We start from the raw sequence: 16823 nt of genomic DNA, 5'->3' as shown, positions 1-16823 counted from the left end.
CGCCGCTCGGTCGCTGCCAGGAAGGCCGACCTAACCGCGCTGAAGACGGGTATTTATCTTGATATCAAGATAAATGTATCAGTCTTCGCGCGCAACGGAGCGAGCAGGTCCCAGGGCGCGGACCGTGAGCCAGGTCACGGCGAGCATCGGCGCGAACAGCGGAAGGCCCATCACGATCTTGAGCGTGCCGAGCGCCACGACGTCGCCGGCGAAGTACAGCGGCAGCTGCACGATCAGGCGCGCCGCGAACAGGGCGGCCCAGGCGATGGACAGCCACACGTAAGTCCGGCGTCTGCGACGGTCGGCGCGCCAGCTGGTGCCCTCCCCCGTCAGGTAGCCCGCCGCCAGACCGATCAGCGGCCAGCCCACCAGGGCGGAGACCAGGAACGCGGTGCCGTACGCGCCGTTCGTGAAGAACCCGAACACGAAGTTGTCCTGGCCCCGGCCCGTGACGAGCGCGAGGACTGCCGCCGCCACGGTCGCGAGCAGGCCCCCGATGGCGGCGCTCGGCGGCGACTTCGCGATCAGTCGCGCGATCGTGAAGACGAGGGCGATGCCCACCGACACGCCGAGGCTGAGCCAGAGGTTCCCCTGGCCCGTCGTCGGATCGATCGTGACGGTGAAGAGCACGACGAACGCCAGCGACGGCAGGACCGATTCCAGGATGCCGCGCCACCCGCCCATCGCCGACCACACGGCCGAGCCGGTCGACGCGTGAGCAGACGGATCCAGGCCCGCGCGTCGAGCCGCGTTGCCGAGCGCAGCGCTCAGGCTGTCGGCCGCGGCGGGCGGTTCGAGGGGAACGTTCTCGCCCTCGCGCGTCGGGCGTGCGGCGTCGTCGCTCATGCCGTGCCGGGGGTCGCCGGCATCCGGAGGGGGATCAGGTCGCGCGGCGGCATGGGCGAACCGCCCCGCACCACGACGATCGATCGGTAGAGGTCTTCGACAGCCGCCGCGGCTTGGACGTCGGTCGTGGCCGCTCCCCCGATGACGCCGCGCAGGAACCACCGCGGACCGTCGACGCCGACGAAGCGCGCGAGGCGCTTGCCCGCGCCCTCGGCGCCACCCATGACCGGGACCTCGGCGAGCAGTTCGGGACCCAGAGGGCCCTCGCGCTCCTCGACGCGACCGCCCTGCTGCTTGACCTGCTGACGGATCTGTTCGCGAGTCTCGCCCCACAGACCGCTCGTGCGGGGAGCGGCGAACGGCTGCACCTGGAGGGTGGAGTCGGCGTAATCGAGGCCGACGGCCACGATCCGCTTCGTCTGCTCCTCGACCTCGAGCCGGAGGTTCAGGCCTTCGCGCGGAAGGATCTTGATGCCGCCGAGATCGATGTACGGGCGAACCGGGTTCGCCTCCGCCTCGTCGAACGGCCCGCTGCTTTCGCGATCAGCGGGAGCGCTTTTCGCGGAGATGGCCACCTCGAGGGCGGCGTCGTCGGTTTCGGAGGTGGGCTGAGCGTCGTCGGTCATCGGGTGCTCCCTTGAAGGTTCTGGTATCCGCTCGATCCGAATCCGCCCTCGCCGCGCACACTGTCGGGCAGGTCGTCGACGGGGACGAAGCGCACGGGCGGGACGGGCATCACGATGAGCTGGGCGATGCGGTCGCCCACGGAGATGTCGTAGGCCTCGTCGAGGTCTGTGTTGAGGAGGGCGACCTTGATCTCGCCGCGATAGCCCGCATCGATCGTCCCCGGAGAGTTGACGATCGTGATGCCGTGCTTGGCGGCCAGTCCGCTGCGCGGGACGACGAACGCCGCGTAACCCTCGGGCAGCGCGATGCGGACCCCGGTGGACACGAGCGCGCGTCGACCGGGTTCGAGACGCACGGCCTCCGCGGAGGTCAGGTCGGCTCCGGCGTCGCCCGGGTGGGCGAAGACCGGAGGCTCGGATGCGACAATGAGGACATCCACCGTTTCGGTCACCCCACGAGGGTAATGCAGAAGAGGGGGTGCGGCATCCGCACCGGAGTCGAGTACCGAGAGCGCCTCAGCCCGTCGCTGTGGGCGCTGGTCGCCGCGGCCGTCTGCGGCCCCATGGCCGCCGTCGTCTTCTCGCCTCTGAACACGACCCTCGCCCTTTTCATCGGGCTGGTCGTGTCGGTCGCGATCGTGGTCGGCCTCCTGGCGATCTCCCCTGTCGTCGAGATCCGCGAGGGCGAGCTGCACGCCGGCCGTGCGCACATTCCCGTCGAGCTGCTCGGCGAGCCGTTCGGCGTCGAGGGCGACGCCGCTCGCACGGCCCGAGGGAGTGGTCTCGACCATCGGGCGTGGCATGTGATCCGGGGCGGCATCGACGGGGTCGTCACGGTTCCCGTGACCGACCCCGAGGATCCGACTCCTTCGTGGGTGGTGTCCACCCGGACGCCGGATCGCCTCGTTGCGGCGATCCAGCGTGCTCAGCTCAGGCTGCGCACTCCGCGCAGATGAAGCCGTTGCCGCTCTCGTGATCGATCTGCGAGCGGTGCTTCACGAGGAAGCAGTTCATGCACGTGAACTCGTCTTCCTGCGGCGGGAGGACGACGACGTCGAGTTCGATGTCGGACAGATCGGCCCCGGGCAGTTCGAAGCCCGAGGGGTTGTCGGCATCCTCGTTGTCGATCGATCCCGACGTCTTGTCAGGCACGCGCTCCTTGAGGGCCTCGATCGACTCGCTGTCGTCCTCGGTCTTGCGCGGTGCGTCGTAATCGGTGGCCATGCGTGCTGGTCTCTACTTCCGGTGATTGTGGTGCTGTGCGCCGTCGGGTACCCGATCGGGCGGCCATAGTTTGCATGACCCGACCTCGATAAGCAAATGCTCGCGAGGCGGGTTGCGTTTCGGGCGAGGCCTGAAACTCGCGGCGCGCCCGCGATATTCCCGGAACCGGGGAACGGCCGTGTCAGCATGGGCGTCGACCGCAGATCGGAGGGGTGTTTCGCATGGAGCAGCTCAAAGTCATCGGAACCGAAGATGACGTCCTCGTCGTCGCGACCGAATCGGGTGAACGATTCGCTCTCGCCCTCGACGAGGTGATGCGCGTGCAAGCGCGTCGGGCCCGTCGCGACCGCGAAGACGACGATCGTGGACCCCGCCCCAGCCCGCGCGAGATCCAGGCGCACATCCGCTCCGGCCTCACCGCCCGTGAGGTCGCGACCCTGCTGAACGCCCGCGTCGAGGACGTGGAGCGGTTCGAGGGTCCGGTGCTGGCCGAGCGCGAGCACGTCGTCGCCCAGGCGCTGGCCGTGCCCGTGCTTCTCGGGGGCGCTCTCGAACACGACTCCCCCATCACTTTCGGCACCGCCGTTCGCGCGAAGCTCGGCGAGGCCGGCGCTTCCGCGGAACGCTGGACCAGCTGGAAGGAATCGTCCGGCTGGATGGTCAAGCTCGAGTTCACGGCGAACGGCATCGATCACGATGCCCGCTGGAGCTTCGACCCCCGCCGCAGCACGCTCTCTCCCCAGAACGCCGACGCGATCCAGTTGTCGCGTCAGGGGTCGCTTCCCGAGGGCCTCATCCCCCGGCTGCGCGCCTTGGACAGCCCGCTCCCCAAGGACGAGTCGCGCTTCGACAGCGGGTCGTTCGGCCCGCGCAAGATCGACATCGAGGACGAGCCGGGCGTCGAGGCCACCGGACCCGTGGCGGCAGCCGTACAGGCGGCGGCGATCAAGCGCGCGCCCGATGTGCCGGTGACATCGTCGGAGACCGCCGACCTTCTCGAGGCTCTCCGCCGTCGGCGCGGCCAGCGCGAGCCGCTGCCCGGAACCACCGCGCCCGAGGCGCCGGCCACGCGTCCGGTGGGCGCACCGGTCGCGCTCTTCGACGCCGTCGAACCGGGCTACAGCGACCCGGCCGTCGAGCCGGCGCCCGAGCCCGAGAACGCCTCCTCGTCTGGCCCCGCGGCATCGGGCAACGACGCGGGTCGCCGGGCCAAGGGCCGCCCGTCGATGCCCTCGTGGGACGAGATCGTGTTCGGGGCCCGCTCGGACGAGAGCTGAGCGGGCTCAGGCGAACGCGCCGAGGCGCAGGAGCGGGACCGTCCGCTCCTCGTCGGTGAGGGACCCGTGCTGTCCGACCATGCTCTGCGGGCGTTTGTCGATCTCGCGGTCGTCGTAGTACGCGTAGCGCCCTCGCGCGGCGACGACGACGTCGCCGATCCGCTCGCGGACGACATCCGCCACGGTGCCGAAAAGGCCCGCCGCGATCGCCTCGTCACGGGTGAGCACCCAGGCCCGCGCGTGCTCGCGCTCTCGCCACGCCGTGGCCACGGCATCCGCTCGCCCGGGCTCGGCGTAGAGGTGCAACATGCGCGGTTCGCCGCCGAGGAGGGCGACCCCGTCGACCAGCGGGTCGCCGTCGCCGAGGAGCACGTGTCGACGGGCGGGGACGTCGACCATTCCGTGATCGGCGGTGATCAGGATGCCGGTGGTCGCATCGGCGGCGGAGGCGAGCAGCTGGGCCGCGGCGTCGACGCGCTCGAGCGCAGTGATCCAGCGATCGGACTCGGTGCCGTCGCGGTGTCCGGCGGTGTCGAGCTCCGGCGCATAGAGGTAGACCAGCGCACCGGGGTGGCGCGCCGCCAGATCGGCCGCCGTCGCGGCACGCTCGGCGAGGTCGTTCGACGCGACGAACTCGGCCCCGCGGAGGGTGGCCGCGGTGAATCCCGTCCGCGTGTACTCCGGTCGGGAGACGACGAAGCACGGCCGACCGCTCGCGACCTCGCGTTCGAACAGCGGCTCGCTGCGCTGCCAGGTTCTCGGGTCGAGGCCGTCGGTCTCCCAGCCGTGCAGTTGGTTCGGCGCGACGTCGGTGCCGGGGATGCGGGCGCGATACCCGACGATCCCATGCGTGCCCGGGTCGGTGCCGGTGAGCAGGCTCGTCAGGGCCGCCGCCGTCGTGGAGGGGAAGACCGTGCGCGCGACGTCGCGGCGACCCCCCGTCGAACCGAGGAAGCGCGCGTGCCCCCGCCGGGCGGCGAGGTTGTGGGCGCCGAGACCGTCGACGACGAAGACGACCGCGCTGCGCGCGGGGGCGAACCAGTCCGAGCGTCCCTCGAGGGCGGCGATCGACTGCTCCACCACACCGGTGAGGCTCCGGGAACGCGGCGGGTCCGCCGGTAGGCTGAGAGACATCGGGGCAAGTCTTCCACACGGCTCCCGATCCCCGTCCTGACGTGACGCCCGCCCGACCCGAGGCCGCATCCATGCCCGATTCCCGTTCTTCCTCCCCCGTGTCCGAGCGCATCGAGAATGTCGATGTCTCCGCCGAGATGCAGGGGTCGTTCCTCGAGTACGCCTACTCGGTCATCTACTCGCGCGCTCTTCCCGATGCCCGCGACGGTCTGAAGCCGGTGCAGCGCCGCATCCTTTACCAGATGGCCGAGATGGGCCTGCGCCCCGATCGCGGGCACGTCAAGAGCGCCCGCGTCGTCGGCGAGGTGATGGGAAAGCTCCACCCGCACGGCGACGCCCCCATCTACGACGCGCTCGTGCGTCTCGCGCAGCACTTCACGCTGCGGGTGCCGCTCGTCGACGGACACGGCAACTTCGGCTCGCTCGACGACGGCCCCGCGGCCTCGCGCTACACCGAGGCCCGACTTGCTCCCCCGGCCCTCGCGTTGACCGAGAACCTCGACGAAGACGTCGTCGACTTCATCCCCAACTACGACGGACAGTTCCAGCAGCCCGAGGTGTTGCCGGCGGCATTTCCCAACCTGCTGGTCAACGGCGCGACCGGTATCGCGGTCGGCATGGCCACGAACATGGCGCCGCACAACCTGATCGAAGTGGTGGGCGCGGCGACGCACCTGCTGCAGAATCCGGATGCCACGGTCGAGGAGCTCATGGAGTTCGTCCCGGGCCCCGACCTCCCCTCGGGCGGCATCATCGTCGGCCTCGACGGGATCAAAGACGCCTACACCAGCGGTCGCGGCACCTTCCGGACGCGGGCGAAGGCCTCGATCGAGTCGCTCGGCCCGCGCCGCACCGGCATCGTCATCACCGAGCTGCCCTACCTCGTCGGAGCCGAGCGCGTCATCGAGAAGATCAAGGATGCCGTTCAAGCCAAGAAGCTGATGGGCATCGCCGACGTCACCGACCTGTCCGACCGTCACCACGGTCTGCGCCTCGTCATCGGCATCAAGACCGGGTTCGACCCGAAGGCCGTGCTCGAGCACCTCTACCGCCTGACCCCGCTCGAGGACTCGTTCGGCATCAACAACGTCGCCCTCGTCGACGGGCAACCGCAGACGCTCGGGCTTCGCGACCTGCTGCGTGTGTACCTCGACCACCGCATCCGCGTCGTCACGCGGCGCAGCGAGTACCGCCTGGCGCGCAAGCGTGAGCGCCTGCATCTCGTCGAGGGCCTGCTCATCGCGATCCTCGACATCGACGAGGTCATCCAGGTCATCCGCTCGTCCGATGACGGCGAGGCGGCGCGCACGCGTCTGCAAGAGGTGTTCGACCTCTCGCACCCCCAGGCCGAGTACATCCTCGAGCTGCGCCTGCGGCGCCTCACGAAGTTCTCGCGCATCGAGCTCGAGGCCGAGCGCGACCAGTTGAACGCCGAGATCGCCGAGCTCGTCGAGCTGCTGGGCAGCGAGACGCTGCTGCGCCAGCAGGTGGCGCGGGAGCTGGATGCCGCCGCAGAGGCGTACGGCACCCCGCGGCGCACCATGCTGCTGAACGGCGGGCCGGTGCAACCGCGCTCCACGAAGGCAGCTGCTGCGGCGGACCTGCAGATCGCCGACGCCCCGTGCCGCGTGTACCTCTCGGCCACCGGGCGCATGGTGCGCGCCGAACTGGTCGCCGACGCACCAGGCGGGGGTGTGGTCGCTCCGACGCGCCGCTCGAAGCACGACGCGATCCGCTCGTCGGTCGACACGACCACGCGCGGAGACATCGGGGCGGTGACCTCGGCAGGCCGTCTCGTGCGCTTCTCGCCGGTCGACCTGCCCTCGGTGCCCGCAAACTCGGTGCAGGTGGCCGCGGGTACGAAGGTGGGTCAGTACCTGACCCTCGGCAAGGGCGAAGAGGTCGTCGCGCTCGTCCCGCTCGGCGATCAGGCGATCATCGCCCTCGGCACCGCGCAGGGGGTCGTGAAGAGGGTCGCCGCGAGGGAGATCGGCGCGAAGGACGAGATGGAGATCATCGGGCTCCGCGACGGGGACCGGGTGGTCGGCGCGGCTCTCGCGGGCGACAACGCCGAACTGGTGTTCGTGGCCAGCGACGCTCAGCTGCTGCGCTTCGACGCCTCGTCCGTGCGGCCGCAGGGACGCTCTGCCGGCGGCATGGCCGGCATCCGTCTCTCAGACGGTGCGCGCGTGATCGCGTTCGCGGTCGTGGGGGCCTCGGCCTTCGACGCCGTCGTGGTGACGATCGCCGGCTCGTCGGCGGCACTGCCCGGAACCGACGCCGGCAGTGCCAAGGTGTCGGCTTTCAGCGAGTTCCCCGCGAAGGGTCGTGCCACCGGCGGCGTGCGCGCGCAGCGGTTGCTCCGCGGGGAGGACGCGCTGGTTCTCGCCTGGGTCGGCAGCGAGCCGCGTGCGGTGGGAGCCGACGGGTCCGTTCGGACGCTCCCCGAGGCGGGCGCCAAGCGCGACGCGTCGGGTCAGCCTCTCGACGCCGCGATCGCCGCGATCGGCACCGTCGTCCGCTGATCGTCGTGTCGGCGGGCTGGGCCGCCGTGCGGATTTCCGGCGGGTAGCTGACCGATGCGTACAGCGGCTCCCTCGTGCGGATCCGAAGGGTGACTCGCCGCTCCGCGCGCGGCGGCTGCGGCGTTTCCGGCCCCGACTCCGCAGGGCGGTACGGCGCGACCTTCGGCGTCTGCACCGGTGTCCGCGAGACGGTACAGCACGATCCTTCGGTGTCGGTGTCCGGCTCCGCAGGACAGGACAGCATGACCCTGACCTGCGGCAGCCACGACGCCCGGGGACTCCGCCGTCAGACGTCGATGCTCTCCCGGGCCAGCCGGTCGCTCGAGTCGACGATGAACTCGCGGCGGGGCGCGACCTCGCTACCCATCAGCAGGTCGAACACCTGCGCGGCGCCCTCCATGTCTTTCACCTGGACGCGTCGCAGGGTGCGCCCGGCACGGTCCATCGTGGTGGTCGCGAGCTGATCGGCATCCATCTCTCCGAGGCCTTTGTACCGCTGGATGGGCTCCTGCCAGCGCTTGTTCGCCTTCTTCAGACGCGCGAGCAGGGCGTGCAGCTCTTGCTCGCTGTAGGTGTAGATCGTCTCATTCGGCTTGGAGCCGGGGTTCATCACGATGACGCGGTGCAGTGGCGGCACGGCGGCGAACACCCGGCCGGCCTCGACGAGCGGCCGCATATAGCGGAAGAACAGCGTCAGCAGCAGGGTGCGGATGTGCGCGCCGTCGACGTCGGCGTCGCTCATGAGGATGATCTTGCCGTAGCGCGCCGCGCTGAGATCGAAGGAGCGCCCCGACCCCGCGCCGATGACCTGGATGATCGAGGCGCACTCGGCGTTGCTCAGCATGTCGCTGATCGAGGCCTTCTGCGTGTTCAGGATCTTGCCGCGGATCGGCAGCAGCGCCTGGTACTCGCTGTTGCGGGCGTCGCGCGCGGTGCCGAGCGCCGAGTTTCCTTCGACGATGAACAGCTCGGAATTGTCGACGTCGTTCGAGCGGCAATCCACCAGCTTCGACGGCAGCGACGACGACTCGAGGGCGTTCTTGCGCCGCTGGGTCTCTTTGTGGGTGCGCGCGGAGATGCGCGCCTTCATCTCGGAGACGATCTTCTCGAGCAGCTGAGCCGTCTGCGTCTTGTCGTCGCGCTTGGGTGAGGCGAAGCGAGCCGCGAGCTCTTTCTGGACCACGGATGCCACGATCTGACGCACCGCGGGAGTGCCCAGCACCTCTTTGGTCTGGCCTTCGAACTGCGGCTCGGGGAGGCGGACGGTCAGCACCGCCGTGAGACCGGCGAGAAGGTCGTCCTTCTCGATCTTGTCGTTGCCGACCTTGAGCTTGCGCGCGTTCTGCTCGACCTGCGCGCGCAGCACCTTCATGAGGCCCTGCTCGAAGCCCTGCTGGTGCGTGCCGCCCTTGGGCGTGGCGATGATGTTGACGAACGACCGGGTCGTGGTGTCGTAGCCGGTGCCCCACCGAACCGCGATGTCGACCTCGCACTCGCGCTGCACCTCGGTCGGGATCATCGACCCACCGGGCTGGAGAACGGGCACCGTCTCGGTGAACGTGCCGGTGCCCGTGAGACGCCACGTGTCGGTCACGGCCGCGTCGGGGGCGAGGAAGTCCGCGAACTCCGAGATCCCGCCGTCGAAGCGGTAGCTCGTCTCGACCTTCTCGTCACCGCGTTCGTCGAGCACCACGATCTCGAGTCCCGGCACGAGGAACGCCGTCTGGCGAACGCGCTGGACGAGCTCGTCGAGGCCGAAGGCCGCGTCCTTGGTGAAGATCTGTCGGTCGGCCCAGTATCGGATGCGGGTACCGGTGACACCGCGTGGGGCCTTGCCGACGACGCGCAGCTCACTGCTGCGCTCGAAGGGCGTGAAGGCCGAGTCGGGCGTGTCGCCCGCGAACAGGCCCGGTTCGCCGCGGTGGAAGGACATGGCGTACGTCTTGCCCGCACGATCGACCTCGACGTCGAGACGCTCCGACAGCGCGTTCACGACCGAGGCGCCGACACCGTGCAGGCCACCGGATGCCGCGTACGAACCGCCGCCGAACTTGCCGCCGGCGTGGAGCTTGGTGAAGACGACCTCGACGCCGGTGAGCCCGGTCCGGGGCTCGACGTCGACCGGGATGCCGCGGGCACGGTCGCGCACCTCGACGCTGCCGTCGGCGTGGAGGACGATGTCGATGCGGCTGCCGTGACCGGCGAGCGCTTCATCGACCGAGTTGTCGATGATCTCCCACAGGCAGTGCATCAGACCGCGCGAATCGGTGGAGCCGATGTACATGCCCGGGCGCTTGCGGACGGCTTCGAGGCCCTCGAGGACCTGGAGATGATGGGCGGAGTACTCGGACGTCACGATTTCCCAGCGTAATCGGGGCCACCGACATCCCCTGCCAGACACACAGCACGGTCGGGTCACCGTACGCGCACAGCGAAATGTGATCAAGCCGCGGCATAGGGGAAACATCCGCGTGGTTGTATATGGAGACTCGCCCAACGACCATTTGAGGAGGGCACCCGAGATGACCACCACGACCGCACCCGAAGCGTCCGTTCTCGACCACCGCCTGACGGCGGCGGATCGCTGTGACTCCTGCGGCGCGCAGGCGTACATCGCCGCCGAGGTCAACGGTAGCGAGCTGCTGTTCTGCGCGCACCACGGCCGCAAGTACGAAGAGAAGCTGCGCAGCGTCGCCACCTCGTGGCACGACGAGACCGCGCGTCTCCACGCTGCCGACTGAGACTCCCTCAGAACGGGCCCCGGTGTCGCTCCGACAGGAGCGGACGGGGCCTTTTCTGTGTCGTCAGCCCAACTGCCCCGCGTATGTGCGAGGAACGACGGGCGAAACGCGAAGAGCGATCTCCTCGCCGATCGTGTCGATCAGCTCCGCGAGGTCGGTCGCGCTCGCTCGTGCGCCCTGCCCGAAGACGGGGACCGTCTCGCCGACGACCGCGTCCCACGGCGCGACGGTGAGGGAGGTGAGACCGATCGCCTCCACCCGGCGAGGACCGGCGGGCGTCGCGACGTCGAAGCGGCCCGACAGGGCGCTCGGCAGACCGTGCAGGCTCCCGACATCGAGGAGCACGCGCTCCGGATTCACGGCGGTCACGGTCGCGACGAGCGTGGAGATCGGCTCGATCCCCAGTTCCGCCTCATGCGGTCCTCCCGTAGGCCGGATGCCGTAGGAGAACGCGCCGACGCGCACCAGGTCTTCGCGGAACTCGCCCCGGGCGAAACCCGCCGCACTGGCGGCCAGGTGCGAGAAGCGCGGCTCCAAACCGGCCGTGCGCGCCGCCTCCCTCGCGGAGAGGAACAGCGCGCGGGCGTCGTCGTCATCGGCATCCGAGGCTTCGGAGATGTGCGACCAGATGCCCTCGAACCGGGCGCGCCCCGCGGCCACGAGGTCAGACGTCTGGACAAGAGCCGCGTCCCATGCCTCGGGACGGATGCCGTTGCGGTGGAGCCCCGTGTCGATCTTGAGGTGCACGCGGGCGACGTCCCGGGTATCGAGAGCGGCGAGGTCGTCGAGGAGCGCCTGGTCTCCGATACCCAGGTCGAGGTCGGCCGCGATCCCCGCGGCCAGGTCGTCGGCCCCTCCGATGAGCCACACGAAGATGCGCGCATCCGGCCCCGTCGCCGCCCGTACCGCAGCGCCGGTGACGACGTCGAAGGCTCCGAACCATCGCACGCCCTCGTTCCAGGCGCGACGGACCAGCACGTCGAGACCGTGCGCGTACGCGTCGTCCTTCACGACGAACATGTGCTGCGCCGGGGCCACCGCCTCGCGCACGCGGCGCAGGTTTCGCGCGAAGGCGTCGAGGTCGACGCGGTACTCGGCGCTCACGCGGCGACCCGCCGTTCCGCGCGGACGCCCACGGCCGCGACGATTTCGGCCGCGGTCCAGCCCGTGGCATCCGTCCACTCATCGAGGGAGGGGTGACCGGCCGCGGGGTCGCCGAAGAACACGACCTCCGCTCCGCGAGCGATCGACGTCTCGCCGACGTCCACGACCGAGACGTCCATGGCCACGCGACCGACGATCCGGTGCCGACGTCCGTCGATCGACACGGTCACGGCATTGCCGAGAGCGCGCACGACTCCCTGCGCGTATCCCCCGGTGACCAACGCGACCGTCGTGTCGCGCGGGGCGCGGTGCGTGTACCCGTACGACACGCCCTCGCCGCGGAGGAGGGGCTTGGTGCCCAGCGCTCGGCCGCGGAGCGACATCACGGGACGCGCGCGCGTCCCGGGCAGGCCGAACAGGGTCGGGGCGTCGAGGGCCGTGGCATCCATCCCTTGTCCGGCGAGAACGGATGCCACCCACTCGGCGCCGTGACCCCATGCGTCGGCGGCGAGAACGTCGTCGTCACCACCCACGGCCAGCGCCGCGTTGTGGCGCAGCGCAGCCTCGGAGACCCACGCGATCGGAGCGACTCCCCCGGCGGCGGACGCGCGAGCAGGGAGCGTGGAGGTCACACATCTAGACTAACGGGGTCCGTGATCCCCGACCCCGGAGCGTGCATGCCTAAGCAGGGCTTCTCCCCCGTCACCCGTCTGCGCTACCTCGCCGGACGCGCCCGCCGTATCGACGTCGGATCGGTGGTCGAGCGAGCGAAGGAAGCATCCGAGCAGCACGGCAAGTCCCTGCCGCTGGTGGTCGCCGACATGCTCTACCAGGCGGGCGTGAAGAACGTCGGGTTCCAGGACTACATCGACTACGACTTCGCGATCCTCACCCCCGCGGAACGCGCGACGTACATGACGCACCCGGTGTCGAACCAGATCTCGCAGAAGTACGACCACCCGGACTACCGCGGGATCTTCCAGGACAAGGTGGAATTCGACCGCCGGTTCAGCGATTTCCTGCGCCGTGAGTGGATGGTCGTGGATGCCGACAACGCCGACGACCTGCGCACCTTCACCGAGCGCCTGGGCACCATCGTGACGAAGGAGCCGGTCGGTCAGGCCGGCACCGGCGTGCACCGCTACCACGCGGCCGAGGTCGAGGACTGGGACGCGTTCCACCGCGGTCTGCTCGAGCGCGGGGAGATCCTCGTCGAAGAGGTCATCCGCCAGCACGACGACCTCGCGGCCGTCTGCCCCGGCACTGTCAACACCACGCGCGTCACGGCGTTCTTCGACGGCTCGACCACGCACATCCTCGCGATGGCGCAGAAGTTCGGCCGCGGCGCGGTCAGCGACCAGATGACCTTCGGTGGCTTCTACACGATGCTCGACGAGAACGGCCACGCCCTCGGGGCCGGCTACGACTCCCACGGGCACGTCCACGAGCTGCACCCCGACTCGGGCGTGCGCATCGCCGACTTCCAGCTGCCGATGATCGACGAGGTCAAGGCGTTCGTCGACCAGGTCGCCCGCGTCGTGCCGCAGGTGCAGTACGTCGGGTGGGACATCGTCGTCGGCCCCGAAGGTCCCGTGCTCGTCGAGGGCAACTGGGGTGCGGGCGTGTACGAGAACAAGCCGAGCGTCACCGGTATCCGCACGGGTCACAAGCCGCGCTACCGCGCCGCGATCGGTTTCTGACTCCGGATGCCGTGAGGCCCGCTCCTGCGACCGGGTCGGGGTTCTGCTGTGTTTCAGGGCCCCGGGGGTGCTCGCTCCCCGGCCCCGCCCGCGACAATCAGCCCGATGGCGCGCGGCGCGTACGCCCCGTGTCGTCGCTGTGCGTCATCGCATCGCGGCGTCATCGCATCGCGCCGCTCGCTTGCCGCATATGTGCGCTCGGCGGGGCCGTTGCCGCACATCTGCGGCACGTCACCGTCGCGTGCTCCCGGTGGGATCGCTCGTTTGCCGCGAATGTGCGGCCGGGGCGGGTGTTCGTGCGCATCTGCGGCAGATCATCCCCGCGGTGGGCTTGGGGCAGTGAGAGTGGTGGCATGCAGAAACGCGACAAGGCCCGCCCCGCGAAGGGGACGGGCCTTGTCGCATGACTCGGTCAGCTGGGGCGGACGATGCCGAGCGGCGTGGACTCGTGTCCCTGGCCGAGCGGGTTGTCCTTGAGGATCGCGACGAGACGCTTCTCGCCGGCCTTGTCGAGCGTCGACCCGAGGATGTTCCCGCCGAGGTCGTTGATGTCGACGACGGCGACGTCGAGGTCGATGCCGAGCAACGACTTCAGACGCGCGGCGACCTCACGGGGGCGCTCCGGTCCGAGAACCACGGCCTGGTTGTAGGGCGGAATCGTGCCCTTCGTGGGTCCGTCGATCGCACGAGCCTTGTCACCCGCGATGCGGTAGAAGTCGCCCTTGCGTCCGAACGCCTTGGTCACGGCCGAGACGGCCGCGGCGAACAGGATGCGGGGCGTGCCGCACTCGCGCAGCGCCATCTCCATCGTCTCGGGCATGCCGAGGCCGATGCCGTAGGGCGTGCGCGTGACGTACTTCGAGAGGAAGAGCGCGAGCTTGCGGGGCTTGATCGAGTCGAGCTTGAACGAGCGGCCCTGCGTGATCGCGACGATCTTCTCGGTGACGAACAGCAGGTCGCCCGGCTGAACGGCATCCTTCGCGTACTCGAGGATGAACGCGTCGAGATCGTCGCCCGGCATGACGACCCGCGTGCGGATCGGGATGCGCGCGTACGAGGTGCCCTCGACGGTACGGGTGAGCGCCTTGCCGGCGTTGGCCTCGCCGCTCATTCGAGGTAGTCCCGGAGCGACTGCGAGCGCGACGGGTGACGCAGCTTCGCCATCGTCTTCGACTCGATCTGGCGGATCCGCTCGCGCGTCACGCCGAACGTGTCGCCGATCTGGTCGAGGGTCTTGGGCTGTCCGTCGCCGAGGCCGAAGCGCATGCGGATCACGCCCGCCTCACGCTCGCTGAGCGAGTCGAGGAGGGATTCGAGCTGACGCTGCAGCATCGTGAAGCCCACCGCGTCGGCGGGGACGACCGCCTCGGTGTCCTCGATGAGGTCACCGAACTCGCTGTCACCGTCTTCACCGAGGGGCGTGTGCAGCGAGATGGGCTCGCGGCCGTACTTCTGCACCTCGATGACCTTCTCGGGGGTCATGTCGAGTTCGCGGCTGAGCTCTTCGGGCGTGGGTTCGCGACCGAGGTCTTGCAGCATCTGGCGCTGCACGCGGGCGAGCTTGTTGATGACCTCGACCATGTGCACCGGGATGCGGATGGTGCGAGCCTGGTCGGCCATGGCGCGCGTGATCGCCTGGCGGATCCACCAGGTCGCGTACGTCGAGAACTTGAAGCCCTTGGTGTAGTCGAACTTCTCGACCGCACGGATGAGGCCCAGGTTGCCCTCCTGGATGAGGTCGAGGAACTGCATGCCGCGACCGGTGTAGCGCTTGGCGAGCGAGACGACCAGACGGAGGTTGGCGCCGAGGAGGTGGCTCTTCGCGCGCTGACCGTCGCGGGCGACCCACTGCAGGTCGAGGCCCAGCTGGCTCGTCTTCTCGGCCGCCGACATGTTCGACAGCTTCTCTTCGGCGAACAGGCCGGCCTCGATACGCATCGCAAGCTCGACCTCTTCGGCCGCGTTCAGGAGCGGGACCTTGCCGATCTGCTTCAGGTAGTCCTTGACCGGGTCGGCCGTGGCGCCGGTGATCTGCGCCGAGTAGACGGGAACGTCGTCCTCGTCGCTCGACGAGATGACGATCGCGCCGGTCGGCAGGGCCTCGGCGGGCGCCGCCGGGGTCTCATCGTCGTCGTCGGTGTCGTCGTCCGACTTCTTCGCCGCGGGCTTCGCCTCGTCGTCGTCGTCAGTGTCGTCGTCGGTGTCCAGCTCGACATCGACCTCTTCGTCGACCTCTTCTTCGTCTTCGAGGTCGTCGTCTTTCTTCGCCTTCGTCTTGGCCTTCGCCGGTGTGGCCTTGGCCTTGGCGGGGGCCTTCTTCGCCGGCGTCTTCGTCGACGTCGTCACGGTCTCCTCGGAAGTGTCGAGGTCGGTGTCCTTCGCACTCCGGGAGCGGGTCTTGGTGTTCGTGCCTGCCACGTTTCGCCTTTCACCGGGAACGTACGTTGCACGGCCGCCGGTCGTTCTCGGACACTAGTAAGACCCTTGTCAAGTCCGGAGCCGAGGAGCCGGGCTCCTGGACCGGTTGACAACGGGTCAGGTTCTTCATTGTCTCACATCCTCGACGCGGGACTTGACGCGCACCGGGGATCTATGCGTAGTAACGCGGAGGCGCGTCCCCGCATTCCGCGAGAACCGCTTTCAGATGTGCTGACTGCGTGGGGCGGGATCAGCCGAGGGGCCCGCGGCGGTCGTCGTCGCTCGGGCCGGACGCCAGGAAGCGCTCGAGTTCGGCCGCCAGCTCGTCGGCGCTGGGGAGATCGCCCGTGTGAATGATCGGCGTCGCCTGGGTGGAACCGGCCATGTAGGAGTCGTAGCGTTCCTCGAGGCCCTGCAGCATGCGCGTCAGCTCATCGCTCGCGGTGACCTGCTCGGTCACCTTCGTGAGGAAGTCGCGATTCTCTTCGCGCAGCACTTCTCCGGAGAAGACGAGTCCGGTGGCCACCGTGAGGCTGTCGAGGGCGGCGAGGGTGGCAGCGGGGTATTCGGTGTCGGCGAGATAGTGCGGAACCAGCAGCGCGAACCCGGCGACCTTGGCGCCGGCCTCCGCGAAGCGGTACTCGAGCAGGTGGCCGACGGTCGAGGGCACCTGCGTGTGCGGGCGCCAGACCGAGTGCGCTTCGGCGAGGTCGGAGCGCGTGCCGCTGACCGTGGTGCCGATCGGCCGCGTGTGCGGAACGGGGAGCGGGATGGCGTGCACCCATGTCACGGACGACACCTGGAGCCCGGCGCTGAGCTCGAGGACGCTCTCGGCGAAGGCTTCCCAGAGGAAGTCCGGTTCGTATCCCGCCAAGAGAAGGAAGGGGCTGCCCAGGGAGTCATGGGCGAGCGACAGCTCGAGCCGCGGCGGCCGGTAGTCGCTGAGGTGGTCTTCGACGAATGTGATCAAAGGGCGCCGAGCGCGGTAGTCGAGCAGCGTGTCGTTGTCGAACGCGACGACCGCGTGGGGCTCCAGGTCGGTACGGAAGTACTCGACGAGCCGGGTGACAGCCCCGCCGGCGTCGGTGAACCCCGTGAGCGCGATCACCAGGGGAAGCCCCGAGGGCACCGGCGGCGCGGAGGGTGCGCGATCGTACAGCGGTGCGGAATACGGCATGCCCTCCAGCTTACGAGCCGGGTCGGACGTCGGGGTCCGGAGCGTCCCGCT

Annotated in this window: 16 protein-coding genes; 5 read left to right on the top strand and 11 right to left on the bottom strand. The window is 69.5% G+C overall.

Annotated features, from left to right (window positions below):
- Window positions 1-78 precede the first annotated feature (78 nt).
- Genes ACMW4R_RS13990 through dut form a run of 3 tightly spaced genes read right to left on the bottom strand, consistent with a single transcriptional unit; the run spans window position 79 to window position 1924 of the window.
- Window positions 79-846 carry a DUF3159 domain-containing protein gene (locus tag ACMW4R_RS13990; protein ID WP_058627385.1) on the bottom strand — a complete coding sequence of 256 codons (768 nt, stop codon included), beginning with the start codon at window positions 844-846 and terminating at the stop codon, window positions 79-81.
- Window positions 843-1472, bottom strand: coding sequence for a DUF3710 domain-containing protein (locus tag ACMW4R_RS13985; RefSeq protein ID WP_058627386.1), 630 nt, complete (start codon window positions 1470-1472; stop codon window positions 843-845). Before ACMW4R_RS13985 ends, ACMW4R_RS13990 begins: the two co-directional genes overlap by 4 nt.
- The gene (gene dut / locus ACMW4R_RS13980) at window positions 1469-1924 is read right to left on the bottom strand and encodes a dUTP diphosphatase (RefSeq protein WP_058614637.1); all 456 of its coding nucleotides are present in this window, start codon (window positions 1922-1924) and stop codon (window positions 1469-1471) included. Before dut ends, ACMW4R_RS13985 begins: the two co-directional genes overlap by 4 nt.
- A 12-nt stretch (window positions 1925-1936) precedes the next feature.
- On the opposite strand from dut, the gene ACMW4R_RS13975 reads away from it, so the two are divergent.
- The gene (locus tag ACMW4R_RS13975; RefSeq protein WP_058595663.1) at window positions 1937-2428 is read left to right on the top strand and encodes a DUF3093 domain-containing protein; all 492 of its coding nucleotides are present in this window, start codon (window positions 1937-1939) and stop codon (window positions 2426-2428) included.
- Here ACMW4R_RS13975 and ACMW4R_RS13970 read toward each other — a convergent pair.
- Window positions 2403-2696 carry a DUF4193 domain-containing protein gene (locus ACMW4R_RS13970; protein WP_013586557.1) on the bottom strand — a complete coding sequence of 98 codons (294 nt, stop codon included), beginning with the start codon at window positions 2694-2696 and terminating at the stop codon, window positions 2403-2405. The two genes, ACMW4R_RS13975 and ACMW4R_RS13970, sit on opposite strands and share 26 nt — an antisense overlap.
- Before the next feature lie 221 nt (window positions 2697-2917).
- Between ACMW4R_RS13970 and sepH the strand changes: the two genes are divergently transcribed.
- The gene (gene sepH, locus ACMW4R_RS13965) at window positions 2918-3973 is read left to right on the top strand and encodes a septation protein SepH (RefSeq protein ID WP_058627387.1); all 1056 of its coding nucleotides are present in this window, start codon (window positions 2918-2920) and stop codon (window positions 3971-3973) included.
- A 6-nt stretch (window positions 3974-3979) separates the two neighbouring features.
- Here the strand turns inward: sepH and ACMW4R_RS13960 are convergent, their stop codons facing one another.
- Window positions 3980-5107: an alkaline phosphatase family protein gene (locus ACMW4R_RS13960; protein WP_418300178.1), complete on the bottom strand. Its 1128-nt coding sequence runs from the start codon at window positions 5105-5107 to the stop codon at window positions 3980-3982.
- A 71-nt stretch (window positions 5108-5178) separates the two neighbouring features.
- On the opposite strand from ACMW4R_RS13960, the gene ACMW4R_RS13955 reads away from it, so the two are divergent.
- Window positions 5179-7632 carry a DNA gyrase/topoisomerase IV subunit A gene (locus ACMW4R_RS13955; protein ID WP_058595660.1) on the top strand — a complete coding sequence of 818 codons (2454 nt, stop codon included), beginning with the start codon at window positions 5179-5181 and terminating at the stop codon, window positions 7630-7632.
- A 286-nt stretch (window positions 7633-7918) separates the two neighbouring features.
- On the opposite strand, the gene ACMW4R_RS13950 is transcribed toward ACMW4R_RS13955, so the two are convergent.
- Window positions 7919-9991 carry a DNA gyrase/topoisomerase IV subunit B gene (locus ACMW4R_RS13950; protein ID WP_153001245.1) on the bottom strand — a complete coding sequence of 691 codons (2073 nt, stop codon included), beginning with the start codon at window positions 9989-9991 and terminating at the stop codon, window positions 7919-7921.
- A gap of 163 nt (window positions 9992-10154) precedes the next feature.
- On the opposite strand from ACMW4R_RS13950, the gene ACMW4R_RS13945 reads away from it, so the two are divergent.
- A complete protein-coding gene (locus tag ACMW4R_RS13945; RefSeq protein WP_058595658.1) occupies window positions 10155-10373 on the top strand; it encodes a DUF7455 domain-containing protein in 219 nt (72 codons plus the stop codon).
- Between the two features lie 63 nt (window positions 10374-10436).
- Here the strand turns inward: ACMW4R_RS13945 and ACMW4R_RS13940 are convergent, their stop codons facing one another.
- The gene (locus ACMW4R_RS13940) at window positions 10437-11477 is read right to left on the bottom strand and encodes an alanine racemase (RefSeq protein ID WP_058627389.1); all 1041 of its coding nucleotides are present in this window, start codon (window positions 11475-11477) and stop codon (window positions 10437-10439) included.
- The gene (locus ACMW4R_RS13935) at window positions 11474-12109 is read right to left on the bottom strand and encodes an alanine racemase C-terminal domain-containing protein (RefSeq protein ID WP_058627390.1); all 636 of its coding nucleotides are present in this window, start codon (window positions 12107-12109) and stop codon (window positions 11474-11476) included. The genes ACMW4R_RS13940 and ACMW4R_RS13935 overlap by 4 nt, the downstream gene beginning before the upstream one ends.
- Window positions 12110-12154: 45 nt before the next feature.
- Between ACMW4R_RS13935 and ACMW4R_RS13930 the strand changes: the two genes are divergently transcribed.
- Window positions 12155-13177 carry a sugar-transfer associated ATP-grasp domain-containing protein gene (locus tag ACMW4R_RS13930; RefSeq protein ID WP_058595725.1) on the top strand — a complete coding sequence of 341 codons (1023 nt, stop codon included), beginning with the start codon at window positions 12155-12157 and terminating at the stop codon, window positions 13175-13177.
- A gap of 412 nt (window positions 13178-13589) precedes the next feature.
- Here the strand turns inward: ACMW4R_RS13930 and ACMW4R_RS13925 are convergent, their stop codons facing one another.
- From ACMW4R_RS13925 to ACMW4R_RS13915, 3 genes are all read right to left on the bottom strand, one after another.
- Window positions 13590-14288, bottom strand: a complete 699-nt coding sequence (locus tag ACMW4R_RS13925) for a coenzyme F420-0:L-glutamate ligase (protein ID WP_058595655.1) — start codon at window positions 14286-14288, stop codon at window positions 13590-13592.
- Window positions 14285-15595 (bottom strand): RNA polymerase sigma factor, encoded by a 1311-nt coding sequence (locus ACMW4R_RS13920; RefSeq protein ID WP_058627391.1) that lies wholly within the window; start codon window positions 15593-15595, stop codon window positions 14285-14287. The genes ACMW4R_RS13925 and ACMW4R_RS13920 overlap by 4 nt, the downstream gene beginning before the upstream one ends.
- 250 nt (window positions 15596-15845) lie before the next feature.
- The gene (locus tag ACMW4R_RS13915) at window positions 15846-16772 is read right to left on the bottom strand and encodes a proteasome assembly chaperone family protein (RefSeq protein ID WP_058627392.1); all 927 of its coding nucleotides are present in this window, start codon (window positions 16770-16772) and stop codon (window positions 15846-15848) included.
- Window positions 16773-16823 lie beyond the last annotated feature (51 nt).

Source organism: Microbacterium sp. S1037 (assembly GCF_048381605.1).
Taxonomy (GTDB): domain Bacteria; phylum Actinomycetota; class Actinomycetes; order Actinomycetales; family Microbacteriaceae; genus Microbacterium; species Microbacterium testaceum_B.
This window is presented reverse-complemented; position numbering and strand designations above follow the sequence as displayed.